Below are 19,284 nucleotides of genomic sequence, written 5' to 3' on the forward strand. Positions count from 1 at the left end.
AAGTCTTCGAAGGAGGGCTTGGGTAATACTCCCCTAGGGTGGTTGCCGTTGCGACAGAGTAGGTGTGGGTATAAAAGATGGGTAATAGGTGCATTAATTTATATATGCATTTCGACTTGCTTTGATGCAGCTTTTGAAAAAGAGAGTATTACCCTTAGAGCCATGATGCACACATTCAGATAAGCTTAAAATAAGCTAATAATTAAATACAATTAAAGGCATAATGATTGCTAGGTGACCATATAGTGTTACCGTTGCTTTGTTGAATAAGAAATTAGTTTGAACCTTTAAAGCTGCTTTTGTGTTATGTCCATGTCTATTAATTTTAAACGTCGAACTTATGGTTGGATTCAAAATCCATCGGATTTTAATAAGCTCAAAACCACTGTACAAATTTTCGATAATCGTTCAAGACATTATCAATTATTAAGAGACGATTGGATTAATCAAAAAATTTATTTCCCTCAGCTAAGAAGCTCTTTACAAGAAAAGTTTAATCATGCTGTTGAGGAGTTTACATATGCAGAGCTTGTTGGCAGCAGCCGTAATAAAAATAATGAGAGAGCAGGGAAAAGGGCTGATGCGGTAGCGAATGGACTGATACAGATTTCACTATTGCCACAAACTCATAAAAAAACAGCAAAAGCATATGTTGACGATTGGACTTCAGATGGCTTTCTTAGATGGGCAGTTAGTCTTAACTTTGTAGAAGTAGACCGCAAGAATGACAGCTTTAAAATAACTGAATTAGGCAAGCAGTTTTCTGAGTCCGACAATGATTCAGAAGAGCAACAAGACATCCTAATTACAGCCTTATTGTCATATCCTCCTGCAACTAGAGTGCTACAGCTCTTATCTGATGCTAATGAACCAAAAAATAAGTTTTATATTGGCAACCGTTTGGGTTTTATAGGTGAAAGTGGCTTCACTTCGTACGGTGAAGAAGTGATGTTGGACTATTTGATGGAAGAAACTGACCCTAAGGAGCGGACAAAAATACGTTCGAATGTGGAGGGGACGAGTGACAAGTATGCACGAATGATTTGTAGTTGGCTGAACAAGTTAGGTCTTGTGAAAACGCAATCAGTAAAAAAAGAAGGGATAGCGCTCTTTCAAAAGTATAGTATTACTGCAAAGGGTATTCACCGTTATAATCAGTCGCTTGGTAAGTCAAGGCATAAAAAACAAGCAAAATTTCTAATGTGGGAGTTTTTGGCTACTGATGTTTCTAGTGTCGATTATATAAGGACAAGGAGAGCTCATCTTATTAAAAACCTACAAAAAACGAGTTCTGCAAACGAAATTATAAAACGGATGCAATATCTTGGATTTTATACAGAGCCGGCCATCCTGAACCTGGATATCGAGGGTTTAATTAATTTTGGCTTAAGAATAGAGCTTGACTCTGATCGAATTAAATTATTGGACGAGATTAAAGATTTTGATATTCCAATAGTTGAAGTAACTGAGGAGATTTCTGATATTGCGTTACAGAAAGAGAAAGCATATTTTTACAAAAATACGGCTCTCAGCAAACGACATATTTCAATATTAGAAATAGCTTTTGATGGCTCCAAAAATCGGGATTTAGAAATTTTAAGTGCAGAGGTTTTTAAGGATTACTATCAATTAGAGTCTATCCATTTAGGAGGTGGTTTAAAGCCCGATGGTATAGCCTTTAATCAAAACTTCGGCATCATTGTTGACACTAAAGCGTATAAAGGTGTTTATTCGAGGAGTAGAGCTGAGGCAGATAAAATGTTCCGCTATATCGAAGATAACAAGAAAAGAGACCCGAAGAGGAATCAGTCATTATGGTGGCGCTCATTTAATGAGCATATTCCAGCGAATAACTTTTATTTTTTATGGATATCAGGTAAATTTCAAAGAAACTTCGATACACAGATTAATCAGTTGAATTATGAAACGGGTTATAGAGGCGGGGCGCTAAGCGCACGGCAGTTTTTAATTGGAGCCGATGCGATTCAAAAGGGTAAAATCGATATTAACGATTTACCATCTTATTTTAATAACAGCGTGATCAGTTTTGAGTAGAGGCTGTCAATCAATCTAATTCATCAAAGATCGATTGACTACTAACTTAGTTTAAGAGTTCAAAGCTGGTAGGACAATAATTTGTCACTAAAACCTCTTTGCTGGCCTCTTTCTTGGTGTTATAAGAGGCGTTTCCATAAGAGGAATTTATTTGATGCACAGTTGTGTTTGTATTATTAAGATATTCTTTTAGTAAGTAATTTTCCTTGCCCTTATGAGAAATGACATTGCTAAGCGCATATCTAACACCTTTAGCGTTTAGGTAATCTAAAAGCTTCAAAAGCTTACGCTCTTCTTCATCACCCCAGTTCTTAAAACCACGGTTGCCATCATTATAGTTTCCAGTGGTGATTAGGTATGGCGGGTCAAGATACACAAAGTCATTACTATCTAAAAATGTTAAGTCCGCATTGTCAAAATAATCGCTAGTAAACTTATAGTCTAAGGTCTGTAGCTTATTATTAAACGCACGCAAATTATTTTCCATATTTTGGCTAAAGGAGCTTCGATTCCTACCAAATGGATTATTGAACTTCATCTCATTATTAAATCGCAGCTGATAATTGTAGCTGTACGACACCAGAGTATATAAGTCGAGTGGATTAGGCTGCGCATTGTAAGCTTCACGCAACTTCAAAAAACCTTCTTCATTTGTTTTGCTTAAGTCATATTTTTCGATATTGTTTTTGATGGCCGCAATACAACGTTCCGTATCTTGACTAGCAAAAAAAATGAACATCTCATTAACCTTAGTGTTCATATCATTAAAGATATGTTTTTTAGCAGGCACGTTAATGCCCACATTAGCACCGCCAGAAAACAAGTCCACAAAGGTATCAATATGCTTTGGGAATAAAGGAATAATTTGACTTAGCAGGCGATATTTGCCTCCTATATAGTTCAAAGGGCTTTTGATATAAGCATTTCTTTTTGGTGTCCACGTGCTTGCCTCATGCGTTGGACTTCTTAAAAAAAATTGCTTATTTTGCTGTAATTCTTTCTTCTTGATATAAAAGAGATACTCGTTTAGATCGGCTTTTTTTGAGGAAATTTTGGATTGATATTTACGGTAAGGAATTTTAACTACATCTATGCGTTTATCAATAGCACGCTCTTTTAGTAAATTCAACATATCCTCGTGGTTTATGATTCCCTCATCGTTGTAACTAATAATAATATGAATGGCCTCAATATTATCGATAAGGTTTGTCATCGCCGCTAAGGCTCCGTTTGATGTGGAGTAGTTACTTCTTTTTGATTGCCAGTCAAAAAGTCTTGTGACCCCCTTTAAACGTGGTTTTGTATTGAGCGCAATATTTTCGAGCACATGGTAGTTAGCCGCATATTGTCTATTATTATATGGCGGGTCAATGTATACGATATCTGCCGAAAGCTCTTTCACCAGCTGGTTAGCATCTTGGTTGTAGGCCTGATTAGCTCTGTTATTGTTTAATACTGCTAAGGGGTAGAGCTGTAGCGGTTTTAAGGCTCGATTATCCCAATGCTTTAAAAAGGCGCCATATGTGCCTGTTGTATTGCTTACTGGCGGGACAGCTGCTATTAAACATGCAAGGAGATAAAAATACTCGTGCTCTTCTAATCGTTTCTCGCTAAACCACTCATCAATGGTATTGCGAATAAAGTCCAAACGCCTACCATTATCTTCACTGAAATACATTGCCTCACCGAGAGGAGTATAGTTTTTCGTGTAGTATAAGTCCCCTCTATATTGCTGGACATTATTCTTGTCATTTAAATACACAAAAGGATCGAAGCCTAAGCCTTTGAACAGAAGTGGTAAATTATTTTCAATCACAGCCTTACTATGACAATAGGAGAAGTATAGTAAGTCATTAGTGATAATTCGGTAGTCCTTTTTAAAATGTCTACCGACGATATTTGTACCTGCAAATAGGTCTAGGAAGCTTTCTTCGGTACCGTTGATATGTGTGTTCAGTAGTGCTTCTATCTCTTGAAGCAGCAGCGCTTTTGCGCCAATGTATCTCAGCATGACATCCCTAATCATCCTTGTTGTTTAAGCAATTCTAGCATAAAAAGGATGTGGACTAGCTTCAAAACCCAAGCCTTCGAAGGAAGGCTTGGGTTTTTGTTGTTAGAAAGTAAGCGTTTCGTGATAAGAAATGTTATTGCTTGTTATTGTTGTTACTCTATGTTAATTTCGTTATTTATTTAGGATATATCGTTTAAGAGCGATTTTATAGTATTTATATTTTTTACCAATAACGAAGATAGAGGAAGCTGCTGGTGGTTTAGACCTTGCTTTGCACGATCCTAAGCACAGCCGTTTTTCCGCTTATAACTACCATAGGGTTTATATGGCACGTTCGGTAGATGGTTTAGAAACTGGTCTGAGTCACTCCATCCATACCGAGCTGCTGAGAACACTAGGCATTCACCATGTGGCTGATGAGCTGGCAGGTGAGCGTTTAGCCCGAGTGTCCATGGAGCAAGTGTTGCTATGGCAACCAGACGTGATTTTGACGCATAGCGAGGCGTTTTTAGCCACCGTCTATGAGCATCCGCTCTGGCGTAAAGTGCCAGCGGTACAAAAGCAACAAGTGTATCTTGTGCCATCGCTGCCCTTTGGTTCGCTAGATGAGCCACCAGGGGTTAATCGACTGTTAGGGCTATTGTGGTTAAGTCAGTGGTTAAAACAAGCACCAGAAGCTGAACAAATCGCTAAAATAAGGGAGTTTTATCGCTTATTTTATGTTGTGTCGTTGGATGATGAGCAAATCCGTTCTTTTTTGATTGCGCCTGTCATTTTCGACGAGCGCTAGGGAGTGACGATGTTAGCAAAAACTCGGTCTGTGGGGTTGTTTGCTTTACTTTTTGTGCTTTTGGTAGCCCTTTCACTGTTCACTTTGATGAGCGGCAAATACCCTTTAAGCCTGGCTGAGTTATGGCATAGTTTCGTGACCGCCGGCCGTGAGGGTAGCAACGCTGATGTGGTGTTATGGAATTTACGCCTGCCGCGTTTGTCGGCTGCGATACTGGTGGGTGCTGCGCTAGCGGTTGCCGGTGCAAGTTATCAGTCAATGTTTCGTAATCCTTTAGTGTCACCGGATATTTTAGGCGTCTCTGCTGGGGCGAGTTTGGGGGCGGTGCTGGCCATTTTTCTGTCCTTGCCCTTGGCCACGGTGCAGTTATTTGCGTTTATTGGCGGTTTGATCGCAGTGGCTGTGGTTTATTTGATTTCGCTTAGCAGTCGCCGTCATTATGACCCTGTGCTGCTACTGGTATTAGCCGGCATTGCTGTAGGGAGTTTACTAGGCGCAGGTATTTCTTTACTTAAGATATTGGCCGATCCTTATTCGCAGTTAGCCACCATTACCTTTTGGTTGCTAGGTGGTTTAAATGCGGTGTCGAGCGAGGAGTTGTTGTGGGCCTCACCCTTGATGGTTGTGGCGCTGATCCCCTTATTTTTACTACGTTGGCGCATCAATTTACTCAGTTTGTCCGAGATGGAAGCACAAGCTTTGGGGCTGAATGTGGCTCTATTGCGGGTGTTGGTGATTATGTGTGCGACCTTGCTGACGGCCGCTGCGGTGTCCTTTACCGGCATTATTGCTTGGGTTGGTCTGGTTATACCGCATATTGCGCGCTTGATCGTTGGTCCCGAGTTCTCACGATTGATGCCGACCTCCTTGATGATAGGGGCGATTTTTTTAGTTTTAACGGATAATGTGGCACGAAATGCGGCAGCGATTGAATTGCCCTTAGGTGTGCTGACAGCCTTAATCGGCGCGCCTTTTTTTCTTTATTTGTTATTAAAGAGACGCACTGATGGCTAAGCAAGCAAGTATTTTAAGCGTACGTGATTTGACCATTGGTTATGCCAATAAACGGGTTGCCGAGGGGATTAGTTTTGAACTAGAGGCGGGGCAGGTGCTGTGTTTATTAGGTCCCAACGGCAGCGGTAAATCCACTTTATTAAAAACGGTATTAGCGCTGTTACCGAGTCTGGGTGGTTCGGTGCAGTTATTGGCAAAGGATGTGGCACAATGGCGTCGTCGTGAGATAGCGCAAACGCTGGCCTTTGTGCCGCAACAAAGTAGTATGAGCTTTTCCTTTAGTGCCTTGGATATGGTGTTGATGGGGCGTAGTGCCTATGTTGATTTTTTTTCTTCGCCCTCCAAAGCCGATCGGGAAATAGCAGCACAGTCATTGGAGCGTCTGGGCATTAGTCATTTGGCCGAGCGCTTATTTCCGCAAATGAGCGGGGGTGAGCAACAATTGGTGTTGTTGGCACGCGCCTTGGCACAACAACCGCAGGCCTTGATCTTGGATGAACCAACGGCCAGTTTGGATTTTGCTAATCAGATTTTGGTGTTGGAGCAAATTCAGCAACTCAGGCAACAGGGCTTAGCGATTTTGCTTTGTACGCATCAACCAGAGCATGCGGCGCGCGTGGCGGATACGGCTTTGCTGCTAGCGGCTGGACGTCCTTTTGCCTTGGGACGCAGTGAAGATGTGTTAAGCGTAGAAAATTTGGCTGCTGTGTACGGTTTAGAATCGGCACAAGTGCGTGATTATTTGCAATCAAGGCTGTTTAAAGAGCCAGTCCTCGCGCCATAACGGGCGCCTTCTCGTGCTTGAGTACATCCTTAACTAGGGCAAGACCGCAGCCTCACCCTAGTCAAACTGGTGCTGAGCAATCGCTAGGTTTTAGATAATGCCGTCTTTTTTCCAGTGCGCAATTTCTGCGCTATCAAAAAAGGTCTTTAGCACCTCTTCCGTATGCTGCCCTAAGCGAGGTGGTGGGCTTTGATACTGCACCGGTGTATCGGAAAGTTTAATCGGATTGCCTAAGACGCGCACTGGGCTATTTTCAAATGAGACTGTCATCTCACGAGCCACGGCTTGCGGCAATTGCAGGGCCTCATCAATGGTATTGATGGCACCGCAAGGCACGCCTGCCGCTTCAAATAGGCGAATCCATTCATCTCGTGATTTGCTTAAAAACACATGCTGCATCAAGGGAATCAACTCCTTGCGGTGTTGTACGCGCAGCGGATTGGTGGCAAAACGCGCATCTTGATCCCACGCTTCAGACATCACTTGGCAGACCGCGGCAAATTGCTTGTCATTGCCACAAGCTAAGACCATATGCTGTTGATTGGCCACTTCAAATACTTGATAAGGCACAATGCTTTGATGGGCATTGCCCAAGCGCTGAGGCGTTTTGCCATTGGCGAGGTAGTTTTGACCGATATTTGCTGTCATCGCCAAGGCGCTGTCTAGTAATGACACATCAACCTGTTGACCGCATCCGCTTTGTTCGCGTGCACGTAAGGCGGCTAAAATCCCGATGCTAAGCTGTAAGCCGGTAAATAAATCCACCACCGCCACGCCTACCTTATGCGGCATGCCGTCGGCTGGACCAGTAATGCTCATTAAGCCGGATAAAGCTTGAATAATATAGTCATAGCCAGGCTTATGGGCATCGGGGCCGTATTGTCCAAAACCGGTTAAGGAAGCGTAAATCAGTCGCGGATTGACGGCTTTGAGCGATTCATAGTCTAAGCCATATTTTTTTAAGCCGCCGACCTTGAAGTTTTCTACCAGAATATCGGCTTCTTGGGCCAGACGACGTATTATTGCCTGACCTTCGGGGCGACTCATATCAATGGTGAGGGATTTTTTATTACGATTAACCGTGGCAAAGTAGGCCGAAGTGCCATCTTCAAAGGTGGGCGGTGTCCATTGGCGAGTTTCATCACCCTGAACGGGTCGCTCGATCTTTAGGACCTCAGCCCCCAAATCAGCCAGAATTTGTGTGCAGCCAGGTGCGGCCAGTACCCGTGATAAATCAAGCACTTTGATGCCAGCAAGGGCGGACGTCGTCATAATTTACTCTTAAGATAATCAACCATGCGGTGGTATAAGCTGCGCTCCTGCACTTGCCCGCGTGTTAATCACAGCTAGGGCAGGCACAGGGGCGCATAGGAGGTAGTGATTAGCGCGCCGCAAAGGCTTGAATGCCTGTTTGGGCACGTCCAAGAATCAGCGCATGCACATCATGCGTACCCTCGTAGGTGTTAACGGCTTCTAGGTTCATCACATGACGGATAACATGGAACTCATCGGATACACCGTTACCACCGTGCATATCACGGGCGATACGAGCGATATCTAAGGCCTTACCGCAGTTATTACGTTTGATGAGGGAAATCATTTCTGGGGCAGCACGGTTTTCATCCATTAAACGGCCCACGCGTAAAGCGGCCTGTAGCCCTAAGCTGATTTCCGTCTGCATATTAGCTAGTTTTAATTGGAATAGCTGGGTTGCCGCTAAAGGACGGTCGAATTGTTTGCGGTCTAAACTATATTGGCGGGCGGCATGCCAGCAGAATTCGGCGGCACCCATGGCACCCCAAGCAATACCGTAGCGAGCTTTATTTAAGCAGCCGAAAGGACCTTTAAGGCCACGGATATCGGGGAATGCATTTTCTTCTGGGACAAAGACATTATCCATCACGATTTCACCAGTAATGGAAGCGCGGAGGGAGAATTTGCCCTCAATCTTAGGCGCAGATAGGCCCTGCATGCCTTTTTCAAGGATAAAGCCGCGAATCTCGCCAGCATCGTCTTTAGCCCAAACCACGAAAACATCAGCCACTGGGCTATTGGTAATCCACATTTTATTGCCAGTTAGCGAGTAACCGCCCTCAACCTTGCGAGCGCGAGTTTTCATGGAAGCGGGGTCGGAACCTGCATCGGGTTCAGTTAAACCGAAGCAGCCGATATACTCACCGCTGGCTAATTTAGGTAGGAACTTTTGCTTTTGCTCCTCAGTACCATAAGCCCAGATTGGGTGCATCACTAAGCTGGACTGTACGCTCATGGCCGAACGATAACCGGAGTCCACACGCTCTACTGCACGAGCAATAAGGCCATAAGAAACATGTGACATACCGGCACAACCGTAACCGTCAATGGTTGCGCCTAATAGTCCCAACTCACCCATGCGCTTCATCAGCTCGGTATCAAAATGCTCATTGCGATTCGCTTCAAGAATACCGGGCATTAATACTTCCTGACAGAAGGTCTCTGCGCTCTCGGCGACCATACGCTCTTCTTCAGTAAGCTGCTCATCTAGTAAAAAAGGGTCTTCCCATTTAAAAGGTGCTCGTGACATAGTGTTAACTCTCCTCAGCCGGTTTAAAAAAATATAGTTTCGCTGTGCGAAATTAATGATATACTTAGCGGAACACTAGGCTTAAATTTACTCTTTTTAAATGGTTTTGTAAAGTGTTAGATGAGTTATTAGCAACGATTGCGCAGAGCGAAGCGGAGCAGGACCGTCAGTTTATTACCTCCTTGGCACGTGGGCTGGCGGTGTTATATGCCTTGCGTTTTTATAGCCATGGTATTTCGCATCAACAAATCACGGAGATGACGCAATTACCTAAGGCCACCGTCAGTCGTATATTGAATACCCTGATTAAACTGCGCTTTCTACGTAAGCATCCGGTGACCGGCTTATATGTGAGTGATATACGCCTACGTGAGTTAGGCGCCTTTGCGCTCCATAGCGATCATTTGGTGCGTGATGCCAAGCCTTTATTAATGGCGTTTGCGGAAAAGTACGAGGTCTCGGTGAGTCTGGCGGTTGAAGAGAGTGGGGAGATGCTTTACCTGGAAAGTATTCGCTCGCCTGCGCGTCTGGCTGTACAGTTGACGGTGGGATCGACGGTGCCGCTGATTGATACCGCCATTGGACGGGTTTATTATTGTGCCTTAACTGAAGCGCAACGGATGCTGTTGGAGGCGAGTCATTTACGCCCCTTGTTAGCGCAGGATTATGGTCCTAAAAAAGCGCTCTTAGCACGACAAATGGAAGTGTATCAGCAGTATGGCTTTTGTTATTCGGTGGGCGAGTTTTCGCATGATATTACGGCCATTGCTATCCCCGTGCGTAATGATGCCGCAAAAAATGGCTTGTATGCGCTCAATGCGAGTGTGCCCTCATCGCGGCTTGATTTGAGGCAGTTAATTGAGCAGGTGGCTGAGCCACTTAAGGCCTTGGGTGCGGCATTGGAGCAATTATAATGCAAGCTGATTATAAAAAACGTAGTCCTTATCGTGGTCAACGCACTCGCCAGTCACAGCGCTCGCAGCAAACACCAAGATTGATTCTTTTTAATAAGCCCTACGATGTGCTCACGCAATTTACGGATGAGGCGGGACGTCGCACCTTAAAGGACTATATTCCGATTCAGCAGGTGTACGCTGCCGGTCGATTGGATAGAAATAGCGAAGGCTTATTACTGCTCACAAATGACGGCAGTTTGCAGGCTCGTATCGCGGAACCTAAATACAGTATGCAAAAGACCTATTGGGCGCAAGTAGAGGGTGAGCCGACAGCAGCGCAGTTAGAGTCGTTGCGTCAGGGGGTGATGTTAAAGGACGGTATGACCTTGCCCGCTCAAGTGGAATTAATCGCAGCGCCAGATATATGGCCACGGCAACCACCGATACGCTATCGAGCCACTATCCCGACCACCTGGTTGGCATTGACGATTACAGAGGGGAAAAATAGACAGGTGCGCCGTATGACAGCGGCGGTGGGGCTGCCGACCTTGCGTTTGGTGCGAGTACGAATTGGTCCTTGGTCTTTAGGTGATTTGCAGCCAGGGCAGTGGAAAGAGGTCGCCCCTAAGATTTGATGGATAAGGTACTATGCCTCTCAAGGCTAGTGCCAATAGAGCACCTCCTAAGCCTGCAACTGCTGAAACATGTAAAGCGCAAGCTTTTGGCTCAGGTTATACTAGCCAGGTTAGAGTAAAGGCTCAGTCGGCGAGTTTTCCTATCAACGGTGAGTGCGGTGAAGCATTGTGAACAAGTATTAAATCAGCCAACACAAGCGAGCAATCAATGCCTGTTAACTATAGGCAGGCTGCTCGCTGTACTTTGCCTAAGTCTGCTACTTCTGTTAACACCCGTGATGGCACAAGCTGCGAGCGCTCAACAGCCCCCCACCTCTGTTGCCAATCAGTCCCAGTCAGCGCATGATTTAGCGCAGAAGCCATTGATACGCATTGCGGCGCAAAGCTATTTGGGCACCGAGCATACCTTAGAAGAGTGGCGCTTTATGTTGGACTGGTTGCGTCAGGACTTGCCTCAGTATCAGTTTGAATTGATTGCGGTGGAGCATGATGAGCTGATTAGCTTGGTGCGCCATCAAGCGGTGGACTATGTGATAAGCAATCCCGGGCTGTATTCCGAGTTGCATTATGACTATGGCATTAATAATATGCTCGTGCAAGTTTTTGCCGCCAAGCCATTATCGCCTTATAGTTTGGGTTCGGTATTGATTAAACGGCGTGATAACCACGCTATTCAGCGCTTTGAGGATTTGCCCGGTCACAGTATGGCGATTGTGAGTAATGAGGCCTTTGGTGGTTATCGTATGATCTTGCGTGAGCTTCGCGCACGGGGCGTTAATCCTGAAAAGCAAATGCAATTACAGACTGTGGGCTTTCCCATGAGCCGTGTGTTGGAGGCGGTGGCAAATGGTCAAGCCGACACGGGCGTGCTGCGTGCTTGCGTGTTGGAAAATGTGCCCGATTGGCAGAGCCGCTTTGAGGTGCTTGAGCCAGTAGCAAATAGCGATTTTCCTTGCCTGGTGAGCACTCGACTCTATCCTGGCTGGGTATTTTCTGGTGTGAAAAATGAGCAACTGGAGCAGCATCGTGAGTTACTGCGCAGCTTATTAGATGCCCCGCCACATGATGGTGGTAGCGGTGCCATGTTGTGGTCGGTTTTGGGCAATGCGCTTGACCTCTTTGATTTGTTTAAAGAGCTGGAATTGGTGTTTTATCAACCCACTGAGGTTCCACTATTCGACTATTTTAAGCGCTATTGGTGGCTCTTAGCGGCGCTTTTGGTGTTAATTGCTTGCGGTGGTTTGTATACCGCCCGGGTACGGTATTTGGTCAGTAAACGAACCGCTGCCTTAGAGCACGCATTGGAATATCAAAAGGCCTTACAAGACCGTATTAATGAGGTGCAGGCACAGTCCAATCACCAAGCAAAATTGGTGATTTTGGGGGAAATGTCCGGAACCTTGGCGCATGAATTGAATCAGCCCTTGGCGACCATCGGCAATTACTCGCGTAGCCTGTTACGCCGTTTGGATAAGCAGCGCTTAAGTGAGGACGATTTACGCTTGGCCACCAATGAAATTATCGAGCAAACTGAACGGGCGTCGAATATTATTCAGGGCGTGCGTTCCTTTGCCCGTAAACGACCGATGCGTTTAGAAAAGCTGCCGATTCGTCAGGTATGTGAGGAGGCGGTGCAGTTATTTAGTGGTATGCTGTCCACGCCACCAGAGGTCCTGATAATTGACCATTTGGCGCCCGATAAGCGCTTGACCGTGGATCCGGTGCAAATTCAACAAGCCTTAATTAATCTCTTAAAAAATGGCTATGATGCGATGGTTGAAGTGAAGGTTGAGCGCTCGATGATGTACCTACACCTCTGGCAAACAGAGCATCAAGTACATCTCACGGTACAGGATAATGGTCCAGGCTTAAGCGCTGAAGCCTATGACAATCTATTTGAAACCTTTTACACTAGTAAGGCTGAGGGTTTGGGTCTGGGCGTGTCGGTTTGTAGAACCATTGCCGAGGCCCATGGCGGTAAGTTGGAGGTCGATTTAGCGCCCCCTGCTGATGATTTGTCGGGGCACGCTGGGATGGCATTAAATGGCGCAATTTTCACCTTAAGTTTGCCTGATCAGTAATTTGTCGTTATCCTTAATTATTCATTACACGCATTATTAGGACCGCCATGGACGCCATAGATACGAATCTAGTTTTTGTCATTGATGATGACGATGCCTTTCGTCGTTCCTTGGTTTTTTTATTAGAGGATTTGGACTGGCGCGTCGAAGCATTTGCCTCGGCGGCTGAGTTTTTAGAGGTCTATCCCGAACCGGTCGCGGAGGCGGGTTGTATCTTATTGGATATTCGTATGCCCTTGATGAGCGGTATGGAATTACAGCTTAAGTTAAATGAGCTGGGTTGGATTACGCCGATCATTTTTCTGACGGGTCATGGTGATATTGAAATGGCCGTGCAAGCCATGAAGTTAGGTGCATATGGTTTTTTAAGTAAGCCCTTTAAAGACCAAGTGCTGTTAGATGAGGTGGCGGCAGCGGTGCGTTTTGCTCAGCAAACGAGGGAAAATCTACAACGTCAGCAGGAGGCCGAAGAGATTTTGGCGCGCTTATCGCCGCGCGAAAAGCAGGTGGCCAATTTACTTGCCCGTGGTCAATCCAATCGCTTAATTGCACAGCAATTAGATATTAGCGAAAAAACGGTGCATATTCATCGTCAAAATGTGATGGAAAAGGCGGAGATCAGCAGTGCCGCAGAACTAGCTCATTTGATGCTAAAGGCCGATCCCCACAGCTTAGATTAAAAAACCTCGCTCACCCATGGGGTAAGCGAGGCGCTTTAAGCAATCGTCAGCAATCGACCTAGCGACGTGAGTCGATCATGATTTGATTGACCTTATCAAAGGTTTGTAGCATCGTGGCCGATGGTTTTTTGTCGATTAAGCTCACGACGATCGCAGCTAAACCGCACAAGATAAAGCCCGGTACGATTTCATAGAGTTGACTGTCAACATAGTTTTTCCATAGCAACACGGTGGCGGCACCGACAATCATACCGATTAAGGCGCCCTTAGCCGTTAGACGTGACCAGAAGACGGAGAGGATCACAATCGGACCGAAAGCGGCGCCGAAACCAGCCCACGCATAGCTCACCATGCCTAGCACCTTGCTGTTTGGATCTCTGGCGAGGTAGATAGCAACTAAGGCCACTGCTAACACCATAAAGCGACCGAACCAGACCAATTCTTTTTGGCTAGCGCCCGGACGAATAAAGGGCTTATAAATGTCTTGGGTCAGCGAGCTAGAGCATACTAATAATTGCGCTGATAAGGTACTCATCACCGCTGCTAAAATCGCTGCTAGTAGTAGACCCGCAATTAAAGGGTGGAACAGCAGTACGGAGAACTCAATAAAGACACGCTCAGGATTCTCTAAGACACGGTTAGCAGCGGCCAAGGTAGCCTCATCCGTGATGGTCTCGACTGGCGAGAAGTAAGCAATACCGAAAAAGCCCACGGCGACGGCACCCGCTAAGCACAAAATCATCCATGTGATACTGATGCGACGCGCTGCCGGAATGCTTTTAATGGATTCAGCGGCCATAAAGCGCGCTAAGATATGCGGTTGACCGAAGTAGCCTAAACCCCATGCTAAAGAGGAGATGATGCCGATGGCGCTAACCCCTGAGAACATGCTTAAGCTATTGGGGTTAAAGTCCAAGCTGATGCTTGAAGCCGCTTCAACACCACCCACTTGATTCAGCACGATGATTGGCGTTAGCACTAAGGCGGTAAACATCATGGAGGCTTGCACTGCATCGGTCCAGCTGACGGCTAAGAAACCGCCGATAAAAACGTAGGCAATGGTAAATAACGCACCTAAGAGCATGGCGGTGTTGTAATCCCAGCCGAACATACTCTCAAAGAGGCGTGCCGAAGCGACCACACCGGAGGCACAATAGAGCGTAAAGAATAGCAAAATCACAATGGACGATACAATGCGTAGCAAGTTGCTACGGTCCTCAAAGCGATTAGCAAAATAGTCCGATAGGGTGAGGGCATTGCCCGCTGTTTCGGTGTAGGCACGCAAACGACCAGCAACGAGTAACCAGTTAATATAAGCACCGATGGTTAAGCCGATGGCAATCCACGAAGCGGAAATACCGGCTGTAAATACCTCACCTGGTAAACCCATCAACAGCCAACCACTCATATCGGAAGCGCCGGCTGCTAATGCCACCACAAAAGGACCTAGACTGCGGCCGCCTAAGATATAGTCGGATAAGTCCTTAGTCGAACGGTAGCCTAAATAACCGATTAGTACCATCCCGATAATATAAATCGAGAAGACGATAATAATCGATGAGCTCACTGCACCATGCATATCAATCTCCTTTGCATATTGGAAAAAAGTGAAAGTGTGTTTATTTAAAAGTATTTATTTAAAATAATCAAGCCTTATCGGGCTTGAAATCCGTGCTTTCAGCAATTGCGCACAACATGTTTCAAGCCCTCACTGCCTGCTCTCAGATTAAATCATGGTCATTAGGGTGGCGTTACCTCCTGCTGCGGCCGTGTTAATGCTTAGAGAGCGCTCAACGCAGAGCCTTTCGGCACGGTACAGTTGCCCCGCTTTCAGGGCTTCGCTACTCAGTGCTTGCGGTTGAATAATGGCTGCCTCATAATTGGCTAAGGCCTGTGCTAAAGGCTTTAAGCGGTCACTATCACCTTCAAATAAGGCCGCATCCAGTGGCTTCGCCTGATCCTTGAGTAATGGCTCTAAGGCGGGCTGTAGCTCAACATAGGCTTGAACTTCCGGCGGTAATTGTGCTCGTAAATTCTGACTATCTAAGGCTGCCTCCGTCACAAAGACGGCCTGATTACCCCCCGCTAGGCACGCAGCCAATTGCACTTTAAAACCTAATGCCGTGCTTGGCATACATAGCACACGACCGCGTGGTAATAAGCGGTAAATATTACGCTCACCAGTAGGGCCGGGTAGCGTTTGACTATAGCCCAGGGTCTGCTGATTTAAAGTTTTTTCCACTAGGGCGGCTTCCTCGGCCTCAGCGTGCGTCTTAATCCACTCGCGATAATGTTGAATCGCATTGAATGCCGCCGCATCCCTGGTTTCCTCGTTGAATGCATCAGGATCCGGGGTTAAGGCTGGGCTTTGTTGTACTAAACGATGTAGGTAGAGCGGTCCACCTGCTTTCGGGCCTGTACCAGACAGCCCTTGACCACCAAAGGGCTGTACGCCCACCACCGCACCGACAATATTGCGGTTCACATAGACATTACCTGCTTTGATTTGTGCAGTTAGTTTATCAATGCTTTCATCAATACGTGAATGCACGCCAAAGGTCAGACCGTAGCCGCTGGCATTAATCTGCGTCATTAAGTCATTTAACTGCTCGCGACGGTAGCGCACAATATGCAGCACGGGACCGAAGACTTCGCGCTCCAAATCGCCTGCCTGATTGATTTCAATGATGGTGGGCGGAATAAAGGTGCCGTGATTTGTGTGCGCAGGGCGAGGCAACTGTTCAACCTTAAAGCCTTTGCTTCGCATTGACTCAATATAATCGGCGATGTTCTTTTGTGCTTCCGCATCAATGACTGGCCCCACATCAGTGCGTAAGCGGTCAGGGTTGCCTAAGCATAATTCCTTCATGGCCCCTTTGATCATGGTGATAATGGCTTCTGCCACATCCTCCTGCACACATAATAAGCGTAAGGCGGAGCAGCGTTGACCTGCCGAGTCAAAGGCCGAATTAATCACGTCGGCCGTTACTTGTTCGGCCAAGGCAGAGGAATCCACAATCATGGCGTTAAGGCCGCCGGTTTCGGCAATCAAAGGAATCGGCTGACCCGCTGCATTTAAACGCTGTGATAGGGTGTCGGCAATGGCTTTGGCAACCGCCGTGGAGCCCGTAAAGAGCACCCCTTGGATACGTGCATCTGCCACCAGCGCAGCCCCCACATCACCCTCACCAGGTAGTAGTTGTAGCGCTGCTTCCGGCACACCTGCTTGATGTAGTAACTGCACCGCATAATAAGCAATTAAGGGTGTTTGTTCTGCTGGCTTGGCAAGCACCACATTACCGGCTGCCAAGGCCGCACTGATTTGCCCTAAGAAAATGGCTAGGGGGAAATTCCACGGGCTAATGCATAGCACTGGGCCTAAGGGTGGGTGGGTGTCGATTTCAAAGTTTTCTGCCACTTGGCGTGCATAGTAACGTAGAAAATCCACCGCTTCACGTAGTTCGGCAATGGCATTGGGGTAGCTTTTGCCCGCTTCACGTACCGCTAGCGCAATAAAATCCGAACTTTTATGTTCTAGTAAATCGGCTGCTTTAAGTAGATAGTCGGCACGTTCCTGGGCTGGTGTGACTGCCCAAATCGCTTGTTCCTGCTCGGCACGTGCTAAGGCAGCAGCGATTTCCTCCTCATTACTAAATACGGCTTGACCTATGATATCGCGCTGATCGGCCGGATTAATAATATCGATTAAGCGCGTTTGCGCCGCCGCTGGCCATGTTTCACTGTCTTCACCATGCTTAAAGCTTGCTGGTAGGGCTAAGCGATGTTTTAGGGCGCTCGCTAATAAACCCGCCGATAGTGAGGCTAAGCGATGCTCATTGGATAGATCTAAGCCGAGGGAATTTAATCGATCCTCACCTTGGCTTTGATAGAGCTTGCGCGGCTCTGGAATCATTGGATGGGCTGAGCCCAGCGGTTCAATGGCACGAGCGACATCAACCGGGTTGGCAATTAAGCCGTCAATAGCGATCTCTTTATTGGCAATTTGGTTAACAAAGGACGAGTTAGCGCCATTTTCCAATAAACGACGTACCAAATAAGCCAGTAGTGTTTCGTGAGAACCAACGGGGGCGTAGATACGGCAAGGACGATTGAGCTTACCGGCACTGCTTGCGCCCACGACCTCCTCGTATAGCGGCTCACCCATGCCATGTAAACATTGGAACTCAAACTGCCCCTGATAGTAGTTATTGCCCGCCATATGGTAGATGGAGGCCACGGTTTGTGCATTATGCGTGGCAAATTGCGGGAAAATAAATTCTGGGGCAGCCAATAGCTTACGTGCGCAGGCGAGATAGCACACATCGGTATGCACTTTGCGCGTATAGACTGGGTAACCCTCCAAACCGTCAACTTGCGCTCGCTTGATTTCGCTATCCCAGTAAGCGCCTTTGACCAAGCGGATCATCAGTCTGCGCTTAGTGCGGCGTGCCAGATCAATAACGTAATCAATTACAAACGGCGCGCGTTTTTGATAGGCTTGAATCACAAAGCCAATGCCATTCCAGCCACTAAGTGCTGGCTCATGGCAGAGACGCTCTAAGAGGTCAAGCGAGAGCTCTAAGCGATCGGCTTCTTCGGCATCAATATTAATGCCGATATCGTAGCGATGCGCTAACAGGGTTAAGTCGCGTAAGCGTGGATACAGCTCTGTCATCACGGTATCGTAGCGTGAACGCGAGTAGCGCGGGTGCAGAGCGGAGAGTTTAATGGAAATGCCCGGTCCCTGATAAATACCCAAGCCAGCGGCACTTTTACCGATGGCGTGAATCGCTTGCTCATAGGCGGCGTAGTAGTTTAAGGCATCGGCATCTGTCATCGCCGCTTCGCCCAGCATATCGTAGGAGTAGTTAAAGCCTTTATTAACCCATTTGCGACTGTTAGCGAGGGCGTTGGCGATGGTTTGACCGCAGACAAAATGCTCACCCATCAGTCGCATCGCACGATCTACTCCTTGGCGAATTAAAGGTTCACCGCCTTTGGCGATGAGACGGCTGAGGGCAGATGACATCCGCTTTTCACTGTTGGTGGAAACGAGTTTGCCAGTGATCATTAGCCCCCAGGTTGCGGCATTTACAAATAAAGAACCGGAGCTGAGGTGCGATTGCCAGTCACCGCGGCTGATTTTGTCGCGAATCAAGGCATCGCGGCTTTCTTTATCTGGGATGCGCAACAACGCTTCCGCTAAGCACATTAAGGCGACGCCTTCTTGACTAGACAGAGAGTACTCATGAATTAAACCATCGACGCCACTGCCGATGCGCTTATTGCGTAGGGCATCAACCAGTTTGCGGGCAGTTTGTAAAATGGCATTTTTTTGTTCGCCGGGATCGGCCAAGGCCAATAACATCGGTAGACATTCTGGCTCGCTGCGGCGATAGGCGGCAGTAATGGCGGCACGCAAAACCGATTGGGCGGCGATGTTTTGTGCAAAATGTAAAAAGGGCTGACGCTGCTCCTCATTGCTCGGGCTAAGACCGGCCTCTTCTAAATCCGCTAGGCTGACAGCCTCTGAGGCTAAGGCATGTTGCAGGGAGGCGGGTAGACGTCCGGCCTCAATTTCCTCCAACATGGAATAAATGGATTGCTTAATAAACCAATGCTGGGTACGACCGATGCGTTCGGCGGCCTCACGGATACGCTCTTTTAAAACGGGGTCAACCTTGACGCCCAAGGTGGTGGCGCTCATCACATTCTCCTAAGGTGGGTTGCAGACGGCGCAAAAAAGGTGCAACCTTTTATACTTTGCGGTTGTTT

General features: G+C 46.9%; 13 protein-coding genes. 8 read left to right on the forward strand and 5 right to left on the reverse strand.

Annotated elements, in window-relative coordinates:
* Positions 1-312 precede the first annotated feature (312 nt).
* Positions 313-2,055, forward strand: coding sequence for a restriction endonuclease FokI recognition domain-containing protein (locus A3GA_RS0107085; RefSeq protein ID WP_115342757.1), 1,743 nt, complete (start codon positions 313-315; stop codon positions 2,053-2,055).
* A gap of 46 nt (positions 2,056-2,101) precedes the next feature.
* On the opposite strand, the gene A3GA_RS0107090 is transcribed toward A3GA_RS0107085, so the two are convergent.
* Positions 2,102-4,081: a Dam family site-specific DNA-(adenine-N6)-methyltransferase gene (locus tag A3GA_RS0107090; RefSeq protein ID WP_040614147.1), complete on the reverse strand. Its 1,980-nt coding sequence runs from the start codon at positions 4,079-4,081 to the stop codon at positions 2,102-2,104.
* A gap of 310 nt (positions 4,082-4,391) precedes the next feature.
* On the opposite strand from A3GA_RS0107090, the gene A3GA_RS11465 reads away from it, so the two are divergent.
* From A3GA_RS11465 to A3GA_RS11470, 3 genes are read left to right on the forward strand one after another with little or no spacing between them, the layout of a single operon-like run.
* Positions 4,392-4,856: an ABC transporter substrate-binding protein gene (locus A3GA_RS11465; RefSeq protein WP_018026702.1), complete on the forward strand. Its 465-nt coding sequence runs from the start codon at positions 4,392-4,394 to the stop codon at positions 4,854-4,856.
* A gap of 9 nt (positions 4,857-4,865) precedes the next feature.
* Entirely contained in the window at positions 4,866-5,870 is a 1,005-nt protein-coding gene (locus A3GA_RS0107100) for a FecCD family ABC transporter permease (RefSeq protein WP_018026703.1), read from the forward strand.
* The gene (locus A3GA_RS11470) at positions 5,863-6,654 is read left to right on the forward strand and encodes an ABC transporter ATP-binding protein (RefSeq protein ID WP_018026704.1); all 792 of its coding nucleotides are present in this window, start codon (positions 5,863-5,865) and stop codon (positions 6,652-6,654) included. The genes A3GA_RS0107100 and A3GA_RS11470 overlap by 8 nt, the downstream gene beginning before the upstream one ends.
* Before the next feature lie 90 nt (positions 6,655-6,744).
* Here A3GA_RS11470 and A3GA_RS0107110 read toward each other — a convergent pair whose 3' ends face one another.
* Both A3GA_RS0107110 and A3GA_RS0107115 read right to left on the reverse strand, forming a co-directional pair.
* A complete protein-coding gene (locus tag A3GA_RS0107110; protein ID WP_018026705.1) occupies positions 6,745-7,926 on the reverse strand; it encodes a CaiB/BaiF CoA transferase family protein in 1,182 nt (393 codons plus the stop codon).
* A 109-nt stretch (positions 7,927-8,035) separates the two neighbouring features.
* On the reverse strand, positions 8,036-9,217 hold the full coding sequence (locus A3GA_RS0107115; RefSeq protein WP_018026706.1) for an acyl-CoA dehydrogenase: 1,182 nt from the start codon (positions 9,215-9,217) through the stop codon (positions 8,036-8,038).
* Between the two features lie 113 nt (positions 9,218-9,330).
* On the opposite strand from A3GA_RS0107115, the gene A3GA_RS0107120 reads away from it, so the two are divergent.
* From A3GA_RS0107120 to A3GA_RS0107140, 4 genes are all read left to right on the forward strand, one after another.
* On the forward strand, positions 9,331-10,131 hold the full coding sequence (locus A3GA_RS0107120; protein WP_018026707.1) for an IclR family transcriptional regulator: 801 nt from the start codon (positions 9,331-9,333) through the stop codon (positions 10,129-10,131).
* Complete coding sequence (locus A3GA_RS0107125; RefSeq protein ID WP_018026708.1) at positions 10,131-10,748, forward strand: pseudouridine synthase; 618 nt, start codon at positions 10,131-10,133, stop codon at positions 10,746-10,748. The genes A3GA_RS0107120 and A3GA_RS0107125 overlap by 1 nt, the downstream gene beginning before the upstream one ends.
* 278 nt (positions 10,749-11,026) lie before the next feature.
* Positions 11,027-12,829 (forward strand): sensor histidine kinase, encoded by a 1,803-nt coding sequence (locus A3GA_RS0107135; protein WP_018026710.1) that lies wholly within the window; start codon positions 11,027-11,029, stop codon positions 12,827-12,829.
* 47 nt (positions 12,830-12,876) lie between these two features.
* Positions 12,877-13,509: a response regulator transcription factor gene (locus A3GA_RS0107140; RefSeq protein WP_018026711.1), complete on the forward strand. Its 633-nt coding sequence runs from the start codon at positions 12,877-12,879 to the stop codon at positions 13,507-13,509.
* A 58-nt stretch (positions 13,510-13,567) separates the two neighbouring features.
* On the opposite strand, the gene putP is transcribed toward A3GA_RS0107140, so the two are convergent.
* Together putP and putA are read right to left on the reverse strand one after the other, a co-directional pair.
* On the reverse strand, positions 13,568-15,088 hold the full coding sequence (gene putP, locus A3GA_RS0107145; protein WP_018026712.1) for a sodium/proline symporter PutP: 1,521 nt from the start codon (positions 15,086-15,088) through the stop codon (positions 13,568-13,570).
* Between the two features lie 147 nt (positions 15,089-15,235).
* Positions 15,236-19,216: a trifunctional transcriptional regulator/proline dehydrogenase/L-glutamate gamma-semialdehyde dehydrogenase gene (gene putA, locus A3GA_RS0107150; RefSeq protein WP_018026713.1), complete on the reverse strand. Its 3,981-nt coding sequence runs from the start codon at positions 19,214-19,216 to the stop codon at positions 15,236-15,238.
* Positions 19,217-19,284: the final 68 nt, after the last annotated feature.

The organism is Oligella urethralis DSM 7531 (assembly GCF_000372065.1).
Classification (GTDB): domain Bacteria; phylum Pseudomonadota; class Gammaproteobacteria; order Burkholderiales; family Burkholderiaceae_B; genus Oligella; species Oligella urethralis.